Source organism: Streptomyces sp. NPDC048637 (assembly GCF_040650675.1).
Taxonomy (GTDB): Bacteria; Actinomycetota; Actinomycetes; order Streptomycetales; family Streptomycetaceae; genus Streptomyces.
Map to the genome: position 1 here is coordinate 205,133 of NZ_JBEZHQ010000006.1, position 19,255 is coordinate 224,387.

The following is a 19,255-nucleotide window of genomic DNA, read 5'->3' on the forward strand; positions in this document are numbered from 1 at the left end:
ACCCGCGTACAACAGTTCTCACGCGGTGCAACGAGCCGGCCGCGAGACGGTACGAAAAGGACACGACACGGCGCGGGGGCGGGGATGGAACGTCGCGAGGTTCTGAGACTATCGGCGGTTGCGGGCGCGACGGGGGCGCTTACGCTCGGACATGTGAGCTTCGCCGACGCAGCGCCTGCGGGCGGTGGGCCGTCAGGCGCGCCGGGCGAGCAGACCCGGCGGGTGACCGGCCATCTGCCCACGGGCTCACCCGACTTCGTGTATCTGCCGGTCGAAGTACCGCGCGGGGTCCGGGAAATCGCCGTGGCCTACCGCTACGACAAACCCACCGTCCCTGAGGGCACGGCCGGCAACGCCTGCGACATCGGCATCTTCGACGAACGGGGCACGGACCTCGGCGGCACCGGCTTCCGCGGCTGGTCGGGCGGGGCACGTGCGGAGTTCTTCCTGCGCGCCGACGAGGCCACCCCCGGCTACCTCCCGGGCCCCGTCAACGCCGGCACCTGGCATATCGCCCTCGGCCCGTACACGGTCGCACCGCAGGGACTGTCCTATGACGTCACGGTCACCCTGAAGTACGGCCCCCAGGGCCACACCCCGGCGCCCGTCCATCCACCCGAGCGCGCCCGGGGCCGGGGCCGCGCCTGGTACCGCGGCGACAACCATCTGCACTCCGTCCACTCCGACGGCAAGCGCACACCCGCCGAGATCGCCGCGCTGGCCCGCGCCGCCGGGCTGGACTTCATCAACACCTCCGAGCACAACACCACCTCCGCGCACCGTGCCTGGGACGGTCTGTGGGGCGATGACCTGTTGATCCTGACCGGCGAGGAGGTCACCACCCGTAATGGGCACGTGGTGGCGATGGGCACCGATCCCGGGGTCTTCATCGACTGGCGCTACCGGGCCCGCGACAACGCCTTCGGGAAGTACGCGCGCGCCATCCGGCGGGCCGGAGGCCTGGTCATCCCGGCCCATCCGCACGCCACCTGCATCGGCTGCAACTGGAAGTTCGGGCTGAACGAAGCCGATGCGGTGGAGGTCTGGAACGGCCCGTACACCCCCGATGACGAGATCACCCTCGCCGAGTGGGACAACACCCTGGTCGCGCACGCGCAGGGCCGCGCGGACTGGCTGCCGGCCGTCGGCCACAGCGACGCCCATCGCGACCCCGATGTCGTCGGCCTGCCGCAGACCGTGGTGCTCGCCGACGATCTCTCGCGCCGGGCCCTGCAGGACGGCATCCGGGCCGGCCGGGTCTGGATAGCCGAGTCGTCGGAGGTCGGCCTGGCGTTCTCCGTCACCGGTGAGCGGGGCGAACACGCCGGAATCGCCGAGCGGTTGGCGGTCTCCCGTACGGCGAAGGTCACCGCACAGCTGACGGTCTCCGGCGCCCCCGGCTGCACGGTCTCCTTCGTCACCGACCAGGGGCGGCTGTACTCCACCGCGCTGCCGCCCTCGGGCGACGGCACCGTCAGCTGGCAGACCACCCCGGATTACGCCGCCTACATACGCGCGGAAGTCCGCCACCCGCCGACGACCCCGGGCCTGCCGGGCCCCATGGCCGCCATGACCAATCCGGTCTTCCTGGGCCGCTGGGGCTGAGGCCGACCGGGCGCGGCGGACGGCGACCGGCGCCGGGGGCACGGACGGCGACCGGCACCGGGCGTGCCTCTGCGGCAGGAGCAGCTCAGGTCGGCGGACCCGGGGCCGTCGGCCGGTCATCGCCGCCCCGCCCCGCCCCGCTCACCCCCGCTCACCCCCGCTCACCCCGGCCAGACGATCGCCTGCAGCTCGCTGTAGGCATGCAGCGCGTAAGAGCCCACATCTCGCCCCACCCCACTCTTCTTGAAGCCTCCGAACGGCGCTTCCATGTTCCGCCCGACGGTGTTCACCCCGACCCCGCCGGCCCGCAGCCGCCGGGCCACCCGGAAGGCGCGGGCGATGTCGCCGGACCACACGTAGTCGATGAGCCCGTAGTCGCTGTCGTTGGCGAGGGCCACCCCCTCGTCCTCCTCGTCGAAGGGCAGGACGACGACGACCGGGCCGAAGATCTCCTCCCGTACGACCCGCATGTCCCGGGTGCAGTCGGCCAGCAGCGTCGGCGCGACATAGAAGCCGCGCTCCGGAGCGGACGGCCGTTCGCCGCCCGCCACGACCCGGGCGCCCTCCTTTCTGCCCAGCTCCACATACGACTCGATCCGGTCGCGGTGCGCGGCCGAGATCACCGGTCCGACCACCGTCCCCGGTGCGCGGGGATCGCCGACCGTCAGCCGCCCGAGGTACCGGGTCAGCCGCTCCACCAGCGCCTCGTACACCCCGCGCTGCGCGAGCACCCGTGTCGGCGCGGTGCAGATCTGCCCGCTGTAGAAGGAGTACGTCGTGCCGATGCCGGCCACCGCCGAGTCCAGGTCCGCGTCGTCGAAGACCACCGCGGCGCCCTTGCCGCCCAGCTCCATGAGCTGGCGTTTCATGCCGCGGCCGCATACCTCGGCGATACGCTGCCCGACGGCCGTCGAGCCCGTGAAGCTCACCATGTCCACGTCCGGCGAGTCCACGGCCGCCTCGCCGACCGCCGGGGAGGCCCCACTGACGACGTTCACGACCCCAGGCGGCGCTCCCGCCTCCGCCAGCGCCGCCGCCATCCGGTACACCGACAGCGGGTCCTGCGGGGCGGGCTTCACCACGACGGTGTTGCCCATCGCCAGGGCCGGGGCGATCTTGCCCGCCGGGTTCGCCCACGGGTTGTTGTACGAGGTGATGCAGGTGACGACGCCGACGGGTTGCCGTACCGCCAGGGCACCGAGCACACCCGCCTTCCCCATCGGCCCGGCCTCGTTGATCTGCGGCGGCAGCCCCTGCTCCACGGGCTCCAGCGCCCCCTTCGCATACCGCCGGAAGCGGGCCACCCCCACCGCGACCTGCATACCGCGCGCCGTGCCGGTCGTCGCACCGCTCTCCGCCTGCGCCAGTTCGGCGTGCGCCGCGAAGTCGCGCTGCAGCACCTCCGCGGTCCGGTCGAGGATCTCGGCACGCCGCTGCGGCGACGTACGGGACCAGGCGTGGAAGGCCTCGCCCGCCGCGGACGCCGCCTCGTACACCTGCTCCCGGCTCGCCTCGGGCGCGAGCCCGACGACCGCCTCCGTCGCCGGGTCGATGACCTCATAGTGGCCGCCGTCGGGCTCGACCCACGCCCCACCAATGAACAGCCGCCCCAGGGACGTCACTTGACGCTCACCGCCGCCGCGCCGCGCCCCTCGCCCCGTAGGCCGCCCACGCGCCGCGCCGCGAGCCTCGGTTTGCCGGCGCCCCACCCAGCGACCGTCACACCACCCGCACCCCGCCCCACAACCCGTACGCCGCCCACGCGCCGCCCCACCAGCCTCGGTTCTCCGACGCCCCACCCCACCAGCCTCAGCTCGCCGACGCCCCGCCCCACCAGCCTCAGCTCGCCCACGCTCCGCCCGGCGACGGCCCTCACGTCACCCGCACCCCGCCCCACAACCCTCACTTCGTGCTCACCGTCCTCGTGTCCCGTCCCGACCGCAGTACCGTCCCCGGCACCGCGCCGGTCACCACGTCCTCGCGGATGGTCTCGACACCGTTGACCCACACCGCGTTGATGCCGATCGCCCGGGAGTCCAGGCGCGGGCTGTCGCCGGGCAGATCGTGGACGAGGGTGGCCTTGCCCGCATCGATCCGTTCCGGGTCGAAGAGGACGAGGTCGGCGTGCCAGCCCTCCTCGATGCGTCCCCGCTCCCGCAGGCCGAAGAGCTGCGCGGGGTCGTCCGTCAGCATCTTCACGGCCTGTTCCAGGCCCATCAGCTTCCGGCCCCGTAGACAGTCGCCGAGAAAGCGCGTCGTATACGGGGCTCCGCACATCCGGTCCAGGTGCGCGCCCGCGTCGGAGCCGCCGAGCATGACGTCCTCGTGCTGCCAGGTCTCGGCGCGCAGCGCCCAGGAGTCCGGGTCGTTGTCGGTCGGCATCGGCCACAGGACGGTCCGCAGCTGGTCGTTGGCACAGATCTCCACCAGGCACGTGAAGGGTTCCTGGCCGCGCTCGACCGCGATGTCCTGCACGACGCGGCCGGTCAGGCCCTCGTTCGCCGCGGAGTAGGTGTCCCCGATGACATACCGGCCGAAGTGGGCGAGCCGCCGGAAGACGCCCGCCTCCTTGCTGCCCGCGCGCCGCAGCATCTCGGCCCGGACCCCGGGGTCGCGGAGCTTCTCGATCCGTTCGGGCACCGGCAGGCCCAGGATGTCGCCCCATCCGGGGATCAGGTTCAGGGCGCAGAACGTTCCCAGGGACATGTTCATGGGCGTGAGAATCGGCATCGTCAGGGCCACGATCCGGCCGCCCGCCTCCCGGGCCCGTTCGCTGGCAACCAGCTGCCGTGGCACCCGTTCGGGCACGGCCGCATCGATGGTCAGCACATTCCAGTTCAGCGGACGCCCGGCCGCCGCGCTCATCCCGACGAGCAGTTCGATCTCGGCATCGCTGAACTGGTCGAGACAGCCGCCCACGATTGCCTCGATCTGGGTGCCCTCGTGCTCGCCCACGGCCTGCGACAGCGCGAGCAGCTCGGCCGGAGACGCGTGCCGGGAGGCGACCGGCTGCCCGTCCCCGTCGGAGTGGGTGGCGGACTGGGTGGTGGAGAAGCCCCACGCCCCGGCGTCCATCGCCTCGTGGAAGAGCGCCAGCATCCGCTCCAGCTGCGCGGGCGTCGGCTGCCCGCCGATGGCGTCCTCCCCCATGACGTAGCGGCGCAGTGCGCAATGTCCCACCATGAAGCCCGCGTTGACGGCGATCCGCCCCTCCAGGGCGTCCAGATATTCGCCGAACGAGCTCCACGACCAGGGTGCGCCCTCTTCGAGCGCCACCAGGGACATGCCCTCGACCTTGGACATCATCCGGCGGGTGTAGTCGGCGTCGGCGGGCCGCTCCGGGTGCAGCGGGGCCAGTGTGAAACCGCAGTTGCCGCCCGCCACGGTGGTCACTCCGTGGTTGAGCGAGGGCGTCGCGTACGGGTCCCAGAAGAGCTGTGCGTCGTAGTGGGTGTGCGGATCGACGAAGCCGGGGGCGAGGACGAGCCCGGTCGCGTCCTCGCTGCTCCTCGCCTCCTCGGTGACGGTGCCGGGCGGCCCGACGACGGCGATACGGCCGTCGCGGAGGCCGACATCGGCGGTGTACGAGGGCGTGCCCGTCCCGTCCACGACGGTCGCGCCCTTGATCAGGTGGTCGAGCATGGGGTGCGCCCCTTCCCCTCGGCGGAATTCAGCTGCCCGCGGCCTGCCGGAACCGGGTCGTACGGTGCACCGGATCCGTGTCGATCTCCGGGATCACGTGCTCGCCGATGAGCTTGACCGTGTTCATCGTGTCCTCGTACGACACCCCGATCGGCAGCCCGAAGCTCAGCTGGTCGGCACCGGCCTGCTCCCAGCGCTTGCACTGCCGGAGCACCTCGTCCGGGTCACCGCAGATCATCAGCTCCTCGGCGATCAGCAGCTCGATGATCTCGGTGGTGTAGTCGGGCAGCAGCTCGGGCCACTCGGGGATGCCCTCGGGCCGCGGGAAGGTGTCGTGGTACCGGAAGACCAGCGACTGGAGGTAGTTGAGTCCCCCGTTGACGGCGATCTCCACGGCTTTGTCATGCGTCTCGGCGCAGATCGCGGTCGACGTCACCATCACGTTGTCGTTGACGAAGTCGCCGATCGGCTCGGCGTCCCGGATCGCCGTCTTGTACTGCTCCAGCACCCACTCCATGTCGGAGACCTTCTGCACGCTGAAGCCGAGGACCCCCAGGCCCTTCTTCGCCGCCATGGCGTACGAGGTCGGCGAGCCGGCCGCGTACCACATCGCCGGGTGCGAGGCTCCGTACGGCTTGGGGAAGATCTTGCGCGGCGGCAGCTGCCAGTGTTTGCCCTGGAACCCGACGTACTCCTCCTGGAGCCACATCTTCGGGAACTCGGCGATGGTCTCTTCCCAGATCTCCTTGGTGTGGTTCATATCGGTGATGCCCGGCAGGAACCCCAGGATCTCGTGGCTGCCGGCACCCCGTCCGCTGCCGAATTCGAAGCGGCCCTCGCTGAGATGGTCGAGCATGGCGACCTTCTCGGCGACCTTGACGGGGTGGTTGACCTGCGCGAGCGGGTTGAAGATGCCGGATCCCAGGTGGATCCGCTCGGTCGCGTGCGCCAGATACCCCAGAAAGACGTCATTGGCGGAGAGGTGCGAGTACTCCTCCAGGAAGTGGTGCTCGGACGCCCAGGCGTACTTGAAGCCGGATTTGTCCGCCTGGATGACGTACTCGGTCTCCTCCATCAGCGCCTTGTGCTCCGCGTGCGGGTCGGTCTCGGCCCGCTTGCCCACATATCCCTGTACAAAGAGCCCGAATTCCAAGGAGGTTCACCGTCCTTGTGGCCATCGTTGTGAAGTATCTGACACACCGTCAGATTGGATGTGCCGACTGTTCCACCACGCACGGAGAGCGTCAAGAGCCGCCGCCGCGCCTTCCTGACGTACTGTCAGACGATGCTGACCCCCGCCAGCCAGCCACCGTCGACGACGAACGGCTGCCCGGTGATGTACGAGGAGTCCTCGCACGACAGGAAGAGCGCCAGCTTGGCGACCTCCTCCGGCTGCCCGATCCGCCCCAGCGGCACCAGCTTCTGGTAGAGCTCGTCCACGGCCCGCTTCGACTCGGCGGGATCGACGTCCGGGTCGAGCGCGGCCGGGTTGGTCATCGGGGTGTCCACCGCTCCCGGGCACACCGCGTTGACCCGGATCTTCCTGGCCGCCAGCTCCACCGCGGCGACCCGCGTCAGCCCGAGGACCGCATGCTTGGTCGCGGCATACGCGCCGACGAAGGCCATCCCCGTCAGCGCCGTGTACGAGGCGGTGTTGACGATCGTGCCGCCGCCGGCCGCCTCGATCTCGGGCGCCACCGTACGGATCCCCAGGAAGCAGCCGACCTGATTGACCTGCACCACCTGCTGGAACTCCGCCAGCGGCGTCGACACCAGCTCGTTGAAGCGCAGAATCCCCGCGTTGTTGACCAGCCCGTCGATCTTCCCGAAGGCGTCCTTGGCGGCGCCGGCCGCGGCCTCCCAGTCCGCCTCCTGGGTCACATCCAGATGGACATAGCGCGCGGCGCCCTCCCCCAGCTCCTTGGCGAGCGCCTCGCCCTGCGCGTCCAGCACATCCCCGAGCACCACCCGCGCGCCCTCCGCGACGAACAGCCGCGCCTCCTGCTCCCCCTGCCCACGCGCCGCACCCGTGATGATGACGACCCGCCCGTCGAGCTTGCCCATGCCTGCCACTCCTCCGCTGGTGAGAACGTCCGCCGATCCACCTGGCCGTCCGTCGTCCGCCGCCAGCCCTCAGCCCTGAGCCCTCAGCCGATGGGCCGACCAGCCGTCAGCTGTCAGCCGTTGAGCAGGGGCGCGACCTCCGCCCCGAACGCCGCCATCTGATCCGTGAGTTCACCGCAGCTCCGGCTGCGGAACCGCACCTGAATCTGCTGTACGCCCATCGCGCGGTACTCCCGCAGCGATGCGGCGATCCGCTCCGCCGCCCCGGACAGCGTCCACCGGCCGACCTCCCACCCCGGCTCACCGACGTACAGCGGCTCGGCGATGGTGCCGATCACGACCGGTTCCCCGATTCCGGCCGCTTCCCTCAGCCGGCGCAGCCTGGCGATCTGTCCGGGCAGCTGTTCACGCCGGTCACCCTGCGGGAGCCAGCCGTCGCCACGCTCCGCGGCCCGGCGTACGGCGGCGGGCGAGGAGCCGCCCACCCAGATCGGCGGCCGCGGCGTCTGCACGGGCCGCGGCGCCTGCCCCAGCCCCTCGAACGCGAACCGCTCCCCAGCGAACTCCGGGAACTCCTCGGGCCCCAGCGCCACCTTCAGCGCCTCGACGGTCTCGTCCAGCACCGCCCCACGCCGCCCGAAGTCCACCCCGAGCGCCTCGAACTCCTCCGGTACGTGCCCGGCCCCCACCCCGAGAATCAGCCGCCCGCCGGAGAGCCGGTCCAGCGTCGCGTACTGCTTGGCCGTGACCAGCGGATGCCGGAGCCCGACCACCGCGACATGGCTCAGCAGCCGGACCCGCTCCGTGACGGCCGCCAGATGCGCGAGCGTCGCCACCGGGTCATACCAGACGGTGCTCATCGCCTCGGCCAGCCGCCGCGGAATCGCGAGATGCTCACAGCAGGCCACGTACGCAAACCCGCTCCGGTCCGCCACCCGCGCGATCTCGACCAGATCGGCGGGCCCCGCGGCCGCCTCCCAGCACTCCGCATACAGCGTGCTCTGCGACTGCACCGGCAACTGCATGCCGTACACCAGCCGCCCGTCCGCCGGCCGCCACACCCCACCACGCTCGCCGCCCACAGGCCCTCCAGCTATATCTGACGCATCGTCACATAGCTTGCGCGGGACATCGTCGTGGTTGTGGCGGCATCAGGCAAGAGGTGGGAGCGAGGGCTCAATCGCCGGAAGAGGAACAGCCGCAGCCCGGCGCGGCCAGCCGCGCGCCCCTACTTTCCGCCACGCGACACACATCCCGTAACGCCGCCACCAACTGACAGCACAGATAGCGGAGTTCGACGACTGTCACGCTCCGTTCGTCAAGCATGCCGGCCGCGTGGCCGAGCAGCCCGGCCGCCATGTCGAGCTGTACGGCCTCCATACTGTCGGCGACGCGAGAGACGTAGCCCTCGCCGTCACTCACGAGGAGGCACGCCTTACCATCCGGGGTCGCCCAGGGCAGCAGTCGCGCCGTATTCGAGTCGCTCACCGCGCAGCCACCTCCACTCCGCGGACGAGACCGGGATCGAGATCCACGCCATACACGGACACCCGCAGGAGGCGACGGCCGCCACGCTGACGTCGCACCTCCTGCCTCCGCTCATGCTCGACGACATACGGCCGGACCAAGACGGTGTCCTCACCCCGCAGCAGGGGCCCGCGAGTCGGACAGCCGGCCTGGGCGGCCGCGCGGGCTTCCTCGGGACAGGCGCCAGCCGCCCGATGGCGGCCCAGCGGCGGCAATAGCCACCGCAACATCGACTCGAAGATGCGGGCGATACAGGGCGGCATGTCGACCTGCTTTCCTCAGGTTGGCCGTGCCCCCGGGCCCGCCTTTGCCGCGGTCGCGGGGGTCTTCGGTAGTCGTACGACGACTGACCGTAGGGGCCCTGAGGAGAGAGAGGGGTCACACTTTGTGCCCCCTCGTTCAGGCCGCCAATACGCCGAGCTTGACGGCGAGTTCGCTCGCCCGGCGCCGCTGGGCCGGGTTCTTGGACTCCGCCTCTTCGAGGACGATGCGCCGCGCATAGCCGTTGTACCGGACGGTTTCCGGTGCCGCCTCGTGGGCCTTGTCGAGGGCCGCCAAGGCGGCCTCCACCTGACCATCGAGTTGATAACCGCGCGCTTCCTCGATCCGGTGTCGCGCACGCCGGGGACGGGAGGGGATCGTCGTGGAATCCGCGGCAGCCGCCTGTCGCACGCTCTCCGCCCCCGCGTGCAACTCGACTGCGACGGTGACGGCATGGGCTCCCATGACAGCTCGGGAGAATGAAGTCACGGGGTGGTAGTAGTCAGCGGGCAGCCGCTCCGCCATGGCCCGCGCCGAATCCCAATAGCGCCAGGCAGTTCCGGTGTCCCCCCGACGAGCTGCGGTATATCCCGCCTCGAATTGCAGCGCTCCGGCAATGGCAAGCACATCGTCGGTCGCATCCGGCAGGAACGCTTCCAGGTAGCGGAGCGTTTCCAGATTCACCGCGTCGGCAGCGTCGAAATGTGCGTGCCCGCTGTCACGGTGCGCCTGAGTCGCCAGCCACGCCGAAATACCAATGGTGTGCGGGTCTTCGGATTCCTGTGCGGACATCATTCCGCGCTCCACGACCCGCCACAGCAGAGACGCATCCGGCTGGTACGCGAGAAAGAACTGGCTCAAGCTGTACGCCTCGGACAACAGTCGTTGCGCCACTCGCCGCTCGCTCGCCGAGTCGGCTTGCAGTACCGCCAACTGCGTGTCCCGGATGAGCTCCGGCAGGAGAGCCCCGATGACGTCGCGATGGTTCGGGGCGGAATGCCGGGCACCCCACGCGCGGACAAGGCGCTCCCGAAGGTGCGCCGGTGTCGGAGCTTCCCGTCGCGTCGTCAAGGGGAACGTGTTGAGGGCCGCTCGCACCGCGGGCAGTCGGACGTGCCCAGGCCCGGTGAACATGGCGATCGCCATTGACTGATCACCCGTGAGGTCGGCGAGATTCCTGACCCTGAGGGCCTCCGCAATGCGCAAGATCGTCGGCAGCTTGGGCATCTGCAGGCGCCCGCCCTCGATCTGCTTGACCCAGCTCGGCGACTTCCCCAGCAGCCCGGCCAGGACGTTGCGGCTCATCCCTCTACGGGTCCGCAGGATCTGCATGCGCTGACCAAAGGCAACCGGCTCGGCGAACGGGTCCGGCGTGGCATCTGAAGACACAGCCTTGCCCCTCTCTGTGCAGCTCGTCACTGTCAGAGTACGGGGCTGGGCCCTCCTTGTTGATCCCTTGTGGAAACCGCTGCCGCGGGCGGGCCGGGGGCGGATCTTGTACCGGACCATCCGGACGGGTGGCGTCCGTCCGCCCCCGCCAACGCCTCGCACCAACCCTGCGACGACTCGGCAACCACCGCGATCTCCCGGCAGTGGCCGGAGTACTGGAACGGGCCCAAGCCTGAGATCAAACCGGCGCCGTTGTCGTCTCCACCCACCGCAGATACGCGGAGGACCCGGCAACGATCCGCACAGCGGATACCTCCGGGTTCTGCCACGGGTGGCGCTCCAGCAGATGCGCCTCGATTTCGTCGTACCGGTCGGCACGGACCTTGAGGAGAAGCTGCCACTCCTCGCCCGTGCCGAACTCGCCCTGATGCCAGAACACGGAGACGACCGGCCCGACGATCTGCGCCCCTGCTGCGAGCCGCGCGGAGACCACCGACTGCGCCAGCTTCACAGCCGCCTCGCGGTTCTCCGTCGCGGTGGACACCTGAAGAAACTCAGTCATGCGGCGACCATATCCCCGACTCGACAGAGGAGGGGCGGCGTGGAGGACCGAGAGCTGCGCGCACCCCTTCCCTCAGCTCCCGGCCGAAGTCCTACGCCTCAGCCCCCTCCCCCGCCCAAAGCCCCTCCCCCGTCAGCCCCAGCAACGAAATCGCATTCCCCCGCACAATCCGTTCCACCACGTCCGGCGCCAGGTGCCCCATCTGGGATTCGCCGACCTCCCTCGACTTCGGCCAGGTCGAGTCCGAGTGCGGGTAGTCCGTCTCGTACAGCACATTCCCCACGCCGATCGCGTCGAGGTTCTTCAGGCCGAAGGCGTCGTCGAAGAAGCAGCCGTAGACGTGCTCGGTGAAGAGTTCGGACGGCGGGCGGAGGACCTTGTCGGCGACGCCGCCCCAGCCGCGGTTCTCCTCCCAGACCACGTCCGCGCGCTCCAGAACGTAGGGGATCCAGCCGATCTGGCCCTCGGCGTACATGATCTTCAGGCCGGGGAAGCGGTCGAACTTGCCGCTCATCAGCCAGTCGACCATCGAGAAGCAGCAGTTGGCGAAGGTGATCGTCGAGCCGACGGCGGGCGGGGCATCGGCGGAGGTCGAGGGCATCTTGCTGGACGAGCCGATGTGCATGGCGATGACCGTGCCGGTCTCGTCGCAGGCGCGCAGGAAGGGGTCCCAGTAGTCGGTGTGGATGCTGGGCAGGCCCAGGTGGGGCGGTATCTCGCTGAAGCAGACGGCGCGGACGCCGCGGGCCGCGTTGCGCCGTACTTCCGCGGCGGCCAGCTCGGCGTCCCACAGGGGGACGAGGGCGAGCGGGATCAGCCGGCCCTGCGCCTGCGGACCGCACCACTCCTCCACCATCCAGTCGTTGTAGGCGCGCACCCCCAGCAGGCCCAGTTCGCGGTCCTTGGCCTCGGTGAACGTCTGACCGCAGAAACGGGGAAAGGTGGGGAAACAGAGCGCGGACTGGACGTGATTGACGTCCATGTCGGCCAGGCGGTCGGGGACGCTGAAGGAACCCGGGCGCATCTGCTCGTAGGTGATGCCTTCGAGCTTGATGTCGTCGCGCGCGTAGCCGACGGCCGTGTCGAGGCGGGTCAGCGGACGGTGCAGATCTTCATAGACCCACCAGTCGGCTATGGGCCCGTCGTCACCCACGTCGCCCATCTTTGGGGCGAATTTTCCGCCCACGAACGTCATTTCCCTCACGGGCGCCCGGACGATGCGCGGGCCGGCGTCGCGGTACTTCGACGGGAGCCGGTCCCGCCAGACGTTGGGGGGCTCCACCGTGTGGTCGTCCACCGAGATGATCTTCGGGAAGGTCTCCATGGCGGATACGGTAGCGCTGATCTGACGGTCCGTCAGTAATGCGTTCCCGGGCATGGATCGCGGACGAGGGTTGTTGCCCGGAGAGTCAGCAGCGGGAACGGCGTACGGCCCGGGCTTCGGAGGGCAGGCGGGGTGCATTCAGGGCGCGCAGGGGCAACTACCGGCCAGAGGGCGCACGGAAGCGGACCCTCCGCGCCTCCTTGTGCGCTGGCGCGTACACCTCCTGATCACCCGAGGAGGCTTTGTGCATGCTCCGGACCCCTACTGACGTAAGGGGCTGGGACAAGGCAGACTGACCGTTGCGCACGGTGAACCGATGCGAACGGTACGAACGGATGGCACAAGGCAGGGGGAGACATGGACCACAGTCCGGGACAGGGGCGGGAGCGGCTCCGCTTCTCCGTACTCGGTCCCGTGCGGGCCTGGCGCGGGGATGCGCCGCTGGCGGCGGGCTCCCCGCAGCAGCGTGCGTTACTTGCCGCACTGCTGCTGCGCGGCGGCCGTACCGCCACCGCACCCGAGCTTGTCGACGCGCTGTGGGGCGACGAACCGCCGCACGCCGCGCTCGCCGCACTGCGTACGTACGCCTCACGGCTCCGCAAGGCGCTGGGTGATGACGCTGCCGCCCTGGTCAGTGAGTCCGGCGGCTATGCGATCCGCTCCGTGGACGGCCGCCCGCTGGACCTGGACCTGGACCATGCCGAGCAGTACGCGGCCGAGGCCGAGAAGGCCAAGGCCGCCGGCGATCGCGGCCGCGCCCGCGAGCTCCTCGACGCCGCGCTCGCACTGTGGGCCGGCGAGCCCCTGGCCGGCCTCGCCGGCCCGTACGCCGACACCCAGCGCACCCGTCTCGACGAGTGGCGGCTGAGCCTGCTGGAGACGCGCCTCGAACTCGACCTGGAAGTCGGCTGCCACGCCGAGGCGGTCTCCGAACTGACCGCCCTCACCGCCGCCCACCCACTGCGTGAGCGACTGCGGGAACTCCTCATGCTGGCGCTGTACCGCAGCGGCCGGCAGGCGGAGGCGCTGGCCGTCTACACCGACACCCGTCGGCTCCTGGACGAGGAACTGGCCGTCGAGCCCCGCGCCTCGCTCTCGGAACTCCAGCAGCGGATCCTCCGGGCGGACGCCGACCTGGACGCCCCCCTGACGCTCAGCGACGGCGCGGACCACGCCGACCATGTCTTCATCCGGCCCCAGCAACTACCCGCCACCGTCGCCGATTTCACCGGGCGCACCCCCTTCGTCGTCGAGCTGGGCGACCGGCTCGCCACCGCCGAGGGCAGCGTGATGGCGGTCTCCGCGCTGACCGGCATCGGCGGCGTCGGCAAGACCACCCTCGCCGTGCACGTGGCGCACGCCGCCCGCGAGCACTTCCCCGACGGGCAGCTCTACGCCGACCTGCAGGGCGCCGGACACGCCCCTGCCGAGCCCGAGGCCGTGCTCGGCGCCTTCCTGCGCGCCCTCGGCACCCCGGACTCCGCGATCCCCGACGGCCTGGAGGAGCGCTCCGCCCTCTACCGCTCCACCCTCGCCGGCCGCCGCGTGCTGGCCCTGCTGGACAACGCCCGGGACGCCGCACAGATCCGCCCGCTGCTCCCCGGCGCCGAGGGCTGCGCAGCGCTGATCACCAGCCGCGCGCGCATGATAGATCTCGCCGGGGCGCATCTGATCGACCTCGATGTGATGAGCCCCGACGAGGCGTTCACCCTCTTCACCCTCATCGTCGGAGAAGAGCGGGTGAACGCCGAGCGCGAGGCCTCGATGGACGTGGTCGGTGCCTGCGGATTCCTCCCGCTCGCCATCCGTATCGCCGCCTCCCGCCTGGCCTCCCGCCGCACCTGGACGGTCTCCGTGCTCGCCAGCAAACTGGCCGACGAGCGCCGCCGTCTGGACGAGCTGCGGGCCGGTGACCTCGCCGTCACCGCCACCTTCGAACTGGGCTACGGGCAGCTCGAACCCCAGCAGGCACGAGCCTTCCGGCTGCTGGGTCTGGCCGACGGCCCGGACATCTCCCTGGCCGCAGCCGCCGCCCTCCTCGGCATGGACGCCGATACGGCCGAGAGCCTGCTGGAATCCCTCGTCGACACCTCACTGCTGGAATCCGCGGCCCCCGGCCGCTACCGCTTCCACGACCTCGTACGCCTCTACGCCCGCTCCTGCGCGGAGCGGGACGAACAGCCTCCGGCGGAGCGCGAGGCGGCGCTGTCTCGCCTCCTGGACTTCTATCTGGCGACAGCCGCGCACCGGTACCCGCTCGAACGCCCCGGCGACATCCTGGTCGACCACATGGAGACGCCGCACTACCCCGGACTGGTCTTCGAGGACCGCTCCGAGGCGATGACCTGGCTGTTCAGTGAGACCCGATGCCTGATCGCCTGCGCGCTGCAGAACACCGCACCGGGCTCCCTGCGGCGTGCCGTCGACTTGCTGGTGCTCACCAGGGACATGGCCGATTCCGGTGCCAGCAACCGGCAGTTCGAGCAAGCCAGTCTCACCCTGCTCGCCGCCGCACTGAAGGCCGACGACCAGCACGCCGCGGCTCGCGTGCACTGGATCCTCGCCCCCATCTACACCCAGTCCGGGCGGCTCGGCGAGGCCGATGAGCACGCCAAGCTGGCAACGCTGCGCGGACTGTCCGCCGGCGACGACTTCTCCGCCTGCAACGGACTCAACGACCGGGGCATCATCGCCAGCATCGAGAGTCGGCTGGAGGAAGCGGATGCCTATCTGAACCAAGCCCTCCTCTCCTACCGTGACATCAACAACCGGCAGTCGGAGGCCAGCGCACTCTGCAACCTCTCCCGCGTCCACCTGGACACCGGTCGGGTGGACAGCGCGGTTGCGCTCGCCGAGCAGGGGGTCGCGCTGTACGAGGAGTGCGGTGCCTCGCGACGGCTGGCCAACGGCAAGTACAACCTGGGCATGGCCCTCACCCTGGCCGACCGGCTGGAGGAGGCCACGCAGCAACTGACCGCGGCGCTTGTCAGCTTCCAGGACACCCGGCAGCGGTTCTGGGAAGGCATGACGTATCTGCGCCTGGCAGAAGTGGAACTGGCGGCACATCAGCCCGCCAAGGCGGCCAACTACGCTGAACTGGCGGTCGCCGCGCTCCGCAGCAGCGGTGGAGACCGCTGGCGCGCCAGCGCACTCGCGGTACTCGGAAACGCTCTGAGCGAGATCGGGCACACTGGGCGCGCACAGGTCTGCCAGCAGGAAGTGCAGACTATTCACAAGAGACTGGGGCTGCCGCAGGGCAGCGGCTCGCAGCGGTTTCCCTCCTCGGTGGCTGTCGCGTAGCGGCAGCCAGGGCGCACCCCTCCGGCGTTTATCGATCGTTCATCGCCACACGGCAGTCTCTTCTCAACCGATCCGCCGCCTCGGGGGGCAAGCGGCTCGGTGAGCGAGCCCCACCGATAAGGTGTTCGGCCGCGGTTCGCCCGTCCGGCGACCCACGGGGGAGTTGCCGGGCGGGTGCGCCAAAAGCGCCCACACGTAGGAGTTGATCGTATGGCCACCGAGAACCAGTCTCGCCCGGGTGACGAGAAGGACATCGTCAAGCCGCTCGACAGCACGCGTCCGATCCAGCCCATGGACAGCACCCGTCCGATCCAGCCGATGGACAGCACGCGCCCCATCCAGCCGCCGGACAGCACCCGTCCGATCCAGCCGGCGGACAAGCGCACTCCCGTCGTCGGCGGCGCCGGCGCCAATGACGGTCACGCCGTGACGGCGAAGGACAGCACTCGGCCGATCATCGACCCGAAGTAGCCGGCATCGCCATCAAGTGAGCCCGGGTATCGGGGGATACCCAGGAGGGCCCCGGGAGGGAGACCCGGGGAACGGGGGAAGTACGGGGGAACGGGGGGAAGTACGGGGGAACGGGGGGAAGTACGGGGGGACACCGGGGAACGGGGGGAAGTACGGGGGAACGGGGGGACCGAAGGGGCCAGCCTCGATGACATTCCAAGGGGGGAGTCATCGAAGTCGGCCCCTTTCGCGTGCGCCGGCGCAGAAGGGTCTGTGCTGCGTGCCGTGCGCCGCAGCCACCAGCAACGGCAATTCCCCTCATTCTACAGCTATTTCAGGACACCTGATCGAATGTACGGCCTATGAGCGGCAAGCTTCTGTTGTTCATGACTCACCCCTTCAAGGAGTTCAGATGAGCCGATTCACGCGCACCCTCGTCACCGTCGCCCTCGCGGCCGCTGCCGCCGGCGGCGCCGCGACGCCGGCCATGGCGGACAGCCACACCCCCGCCGCCCCGGGCTTCTCCGCGTCGGACAGCACTATGCCCATAGCCGCCAACACGGCCACCCCCGACAACCACATGCCGACCGCACCCCAGGGGTCCGTCCAGCACTGACCGAACGCAGCACCGCACCTTCACGGGGGCCGGGCCCGTCGCGCCGCGACGGGCCCGCTCGGTTTCCGGCAGCCGCTCCGCCTGCCCCACAGACCCGTCACCCGCCTACCTGACGATGCATCAGTTTTGCTGCTACAGTCGCGCCGTTCAGGCCCGCCGAGGCCGTCGGGCCGGCCCCGCCCCGCTCCGCTCGTAGCCAGGAGGCGCGCCGTGTTCGAACCCGCCCGTATCCACACGCTCTGGGAACTGGTCGAGTACCGCGCGCGGGCCTCGTACGGGGCGCCGATGTTCTTCGACGGGGACGGGCGGACCGTCACTTTCGGCGGGGTTCGGGACGAGGCACTGCGGGTCGCGGCCGGGTTCCGGGAGCTGGGGATCGGCGCCGGGACGCGGGTGGCCTGGCAGTTGCCGACGCGGATCGGGACGGTGGTCGCGTCGCTGGCGCTGGCCAGGCTGGGGGCCGTACAGACACCGGTCATTCCGCTCCACCGGGAGCGTGAAGTCGGCTTCATCCTGGCGGAATCGGCGGCGGAGTTCGTGCTGGTACCGGGGGTGTGGCGGGGGTTCGACCACACCGCGATGGTGCGGAAGCTCACCGGCGACGGGGTGCGGGTGCTCCCGGTCGGGGACGGGCTGCCCACGGCGGACCCGGCCGGGCTGCCCGCCGTGGCGCCCGTCGGCGACGGGACCACCACCTGGATCTACTACACCTCCGGCACCACCTCCGCCCCCAAAGGGGTGGAGCACACCGATGCCGGCCTCATCGCCGGCGGCGCCGGGCTGGCCACCGCACTCGGCATGACCGCGGACGACATCGGCTCGATCGCCTTTCCGTACGCGCACATCGCCGGTCCGGACTATGTCATCGCCATGCTGATCAGCGGGTTTCCCGCGGTCGTCCTGGACACCTTCGAGCCGGACCGCGCGGCCGCCGTCTACCGGCGGCGCGGGGTCACCATGGCCGGCGGCAGCACCGCGTTCTACCAAGCGTTTCTCGATGAGTCGCGCCGCTACCGGCAGCGGCAGCCGCAGGCCGGGCGGCTGATTCCGTCGCTGCGGCTGCTGTCCGGCGGCGGGGCGCCGTTGCCGCCGGAGCTGTATGCGGAGGCCGGGCGGGAGCTGGGGTGCGCGATCGTGCACGGGTACGGGATGACGGAGTGCCCGATGATCGCGATGGGGACGCCGTACGACAGCGACGAGCAGCTGTCGCGGACGGTCGGCAGACCGGTCGTGGGGGCGCAGGTGCGGATCGCCCGGCCGGACGGCTCCGCGGCCGGACCCGGGGAGACCGGCGAGGTCACGCTCAAGGGGCCGATGCTCTTCCGGGGGTACACGGACCCGGCGCTGACCGCGGAGGCGTTCACCGCCGACGGCTACTTCCGCACCGGCGACCTGGGGCGGCTGCGCCCCGACGGGCATCTGGTGCTGACCGGGCGGCTCAAGGACATCATCATCCGCAAGGGCGAGAACATCTCCGCGCAGGAGATCGAGGATCTGCTCCACACCCATCCGGCAGTGGCGGAGGCCGCGGTGATCGGGCTGCCCGACCGGGAGCGCGGCGAGCGGGTGTGCGCGGTGGTCACGCCCGCCGATCCGGCCGCGCCGCCGCTCACCCTGGCCGCGCTGACCGCGCATCTGCGGGCGGCCGGGCTGATGACACAGAAACTGCCGGAGCAGCTGGAGACCGTCGGCGAGCTGCCGCGCGGCGGGCCGCTGCACAAGGTGCTGAAGACGGTGCTGCGGGAGCGGTATACGGGGTAGCCGGGGCCGTGCGGCGGTGTGGCGATGAGTTCCGGGGGCCGGTGGAGTCTTCACTGAGAGCGGCACCGGAGGTGTGCGCGGTACGCGTCCGGGGCCGGCCCCGGCAGGACGCACCCGGCAGGACGGAAGGACCCGGACGATGACCGAGACGATCGACTTCGCGGCGCAGGCCCGGCTGGTGTCGCAGCTCGCGGCCCGCACCGCCGATGAGCAGCTCGATGCCCCCACCCCCTGCGAGGCGTACGCGGTGCGCCATCTGCTGGGCCATCTCGTCGGCCTGGCCGCGGCCTTCCAGCACGCGGCGCGCAAGGACCTCGGGCCGATGACGAGCACCGACCCCACTGCGACGGTGCCCGATGTGGAGTCCGGCTGGCGCACCGAGCTGGACCGGAATCTGGAGGGGATGGCGGAGGCCTGGCACGCTCCGGATGCCTGGGAGGGCGAGACCCAGGCGGGCGGGGTGACCCTGCCCGCGGCCATTGCGGGGCGGATCGCACTCAACGAGCTGGTGCTGCACGGCTGGGACCTGGCGCGCGCCACCGGCCAGGAGTACGCGCCCGACACGGCCAGTCTCGGAGTCTCGTACGCGCTGCTCACACCGCTTGCCGAGGGCTCGGAGTCCGGGCCCTTGTTCGGCCCTCCGGTGACGGTGGCGGCGGACGCACCGCTCCTCGACCAGGTGGTGGCGCTCAGCGGCCGCCGGCCGGACTGGACACCCCCGACGTCGTAGGCGGGGGCCGAAGGGCTCGACGCC

The 19,255-nt window shown here is 70.7% G+C and carries 15 protein-coding genes; 6 read left to right on the forward strand and 9 right to left on the reverse strand.

What is annotated here, in order from left to right; translation table 11 throughout:
- Positions 1-84 precede the first annotated feature (84 nt).
- A complete protein-coding gene (locus tag AB0C46_RS11810; protein ID WP_362827633.1) occupies positions 85-1,605 on the forward strand; it encodes a CehA/McbA family metallohydrolase in 1,521 nt (506 codons plus the stop codon).
- Between the two features lie 161 nt (positions 1,606-1,766).
- Here AB0C46_RS11810 and AB0C46_RS11815 read toward each other — a convergent pair whose 3' ends face one another.
- The 9 genes from AB0C46_RS11815 to AB0C46_RS11855 form a co-directional block, all read right to left on the reverse strand.
- Complete coding sequence (locus AB0C46_RS11815; RefSeq protein ID WP_362827634.1) at positions 1,767-3,227, reverse strand: aldehyde dehydrogenase family protein; 1,461 nt, start codon at positions 3,225-3,227, stop codon at positions 1,767-1,769.
- Positions 3,228-3,507: 280 nt separating this feature from the next.
- Positions 3,508-5,247, reverse strand: coding sequence for a D-aminoacylase (locus AB0C46_RS11820; RefSeq protein WP_362827635.1), 1,740 nt, complete (start codon positions 5,245-5,247; stop codon positions 3,508-3,510).
- Between the two features lie 28 nt (positions 5,248-5,275).
- Entirely contained in the window at positions 5,276-6,400 is a 1,125-nt protein-coding gene (locus AB0C46_RS11825) for an LLM class flavin-dependent oxidoreductase (RefSeq protein ID WP_362827636.1), read from the reverse strand.
- A gap of 125 nt (positions 6,401-6,525) precedes the next feature.
- Positions 6,526-7,311 (reverse strand): glucose 1-dehydrogenase, encoded by a 786-nt coding sequence (locus AB0C46_RS11830; RefSeq protein ID WP_362827637.1) that lies wholly within the window; start codon positions 7,309-7,311, stop codon positions 6,526-6,528.
- 113 nt (positions 7,312-7,424) lie between these two features.
- Positions 7,425-8,336 (reverse strand): LLM class F420-dependent oxidoreductase, encoded by a 912-nt coding sequence (locus tag AB0C46_RS11835; protein ID WP_362827696.1) that lies wholly within the window; start codon positions 8,334-8,336, stop codon positions 7,425-7,427.
- Between the two features lie 151 nt (positions 8,337-8,487).
- The gene (locus AB0C46_RS11840; protein WP_362827638.1) at positions 8,488-8,799 is read right to left on the reverse strand and encodes a hypothetical protein; all 312 of its coding nucleotides are present in this window, start codon (positions 8,797-8,799) and stop codon (positions 8,488-8,490) included.
- 438 nt (positions 8,800-9,237) lie between these two features.
- Positions 9,238-10,488, reverse strand: a complete 1,251-nt coding sequence (locus tag AB0C46_RS11845; RefSeq protein WP_362827639.1) for a helix-turn-helix domain-containing protein — start codon at positions 10,486-10,488, stop codon at positions 9,238-9,240.
- 238 nt (positions 10,489-10,726) lie between these two features.
- Positions 10,727-11,050, reverse strand: coding sequence for a divalent-cation tolerance protein CutA (gene cutA / locus AB0C46_RS11850; protein ID WP_362827640.1), 324 nt, complete (start codon positions 11,048-11,050; stop codon positions 10,727-10,729).
- A 91-nt stretch (positions 11,051-11,141) separates the two neighbouring features.
- Positions 11,142-12,374: an amidohydrolase family protein gene (locus AB0C46_RS11855; protein ID WP_362827641.1), complete on the reverse strand. Its 1,233-nt coding sequence runs from the start codon at positions 12,372-12,374 to the stop codon at positions 11,142-11,144.
- Positions 12,375-12,731: 357 nt separating this feature from the next.
- Between AB0C46_RS11855 and AB0C46_RS11860 the strand changes: the two genes are divergently transcribed.
- The 5 genes from AB0C46_RS11860 (at position 12,732) to AB0C46_RS11880 (ending at position 19,231) form a co-directional block, all read left to right on the forward strand.
- Positions 12,732-15,674: a BTAD domain-containing putative transcriptional regulator gene (locus AB0C46_RS11860; RefSeq protein ID WP_362827642.1), complete on the forward strand. Its 2,943-nt coding sequence runs from the start codon at positions 12,732-12,734 to the stop codon at positions 15,672-15,674.
- A gap of 210 nt (positions 15,675-15,884) precedes the next feature.
- Positions 15,885-16,145, forward strand: coding sequence for a laminin G (locus tag AB0C46_RS11865; RefSeq protein ID WP_362827643.1), 261 nt, complete (start codon positions 15,885-15,887; stop codon positions 16,143-16,145).
- A gap of 391 nt (positions 16,146-16,536) precedes the next feature.
- Entirely contained in the window at positions 16,537-16,740 is a 204-nt protein-coding gene (locus AB0C46_RS11870; protein ID WP_362827644.1) for a hypothetical protein, read from the forward strand.
- A gap of 210 nt (positions 16,741-16,950) precedes the next feature.
- Complete coding sequence (locus tag AB0C46_RS11875; protein WP_362827645.1) at positions 16,951-18,501, forward strand: AMP-binding protein; 1,551 nt, start codon at positions 16,951-16,953, stop codon at positions 18,499-18,501.
- A gap of 139 nt (positions 18,502-18,640) precedes the next feature.
- Positions 18,641-19,231, forward strand: a complete 591-nt coding sequence (locus AB0C46_RS11880; RefSeq protein ID WP_362827646.1) for a TIGR03086 family metal-binding protein — start codon at positions 18,641-18,643, stop codon at positions 19,229-19,231.
- Positions 19,232-19,255: the final 24 nt, after the last annotated feature.

Bases quoted from the DNA above. Each gene is read 5' to 3' on its own strand.
- AB0C46_RS11810 (WP_362827633.1), top strand. From the start codon at position 85: ATGGAACGTCGCGAGGTTCTGAGACTATCGGCGGTTGCGGGCGCGACG.
- AB0C46_RS11820 (WP_362827635.1), bottom strand. From the start codon at position 5,247: ATGCTCGACCACCTGATCAAGGGCGCGACCGTCGTGGACGGGACGGGC.
- AB0C46_RS11830 (WP_362827637.1), bottom strand. From the start codon at position 7,311: ATGGGCAAGCTCGACGGGCGGGTCGTCATCATCACGGGTGCGGCGCGT.
- AB0C46_RS11835 (WP_362827696.1), bottom strand. From the start codon at position 8,336: ATGCAGTTGCCGGTGCAGTCGCAGAGCACGCTGTATGCGGAGTGCTGG.
- cutA (WP_362827640.1), bottom strand. From the start codon at position 11,050: ATGACTGAGTTTCTTCAGGTGTCCACCGCGACGGAGAACCGCGAGGCG.
- AB0C46_RS11855 (WP_362827641.1), bottom strand. From the start codon at position 12,374: ATGGAGACCTTCCCGAAGATCATCTCGGTGGACGACCACACGGTGGAG.
- AB0C46_RS11860 (WP_362827642.1), top strand. From the start codon at position 12,732: ATGGACCACAGTCCGGGACAGGGGCGGGAGCGGCTCCGCTTCTCCGTA.
- AB0C46_RS11865 (WP_362827643.1), top strand. From the start codon at position 15,885: ATGGCCACCGAGAACCAGTCTCGCCCGGGTGACGAGAAGGACATCGTC.
- AB0C46_RS11870 (WP_362827644.1), top strand. From the start codon at position 16,537: ATGAGCCGATTCACGCGCACCCTCGTCACCGTCGCCCTCGCGGCCGCT.
- AB0C46_RS11880 (WP_362827646.1), top strand. From the start codon at position 18,641: ATGACCGAGACGATCGACTTCGCGGCGCAGGCCCGGCTGGTGTCGCAG.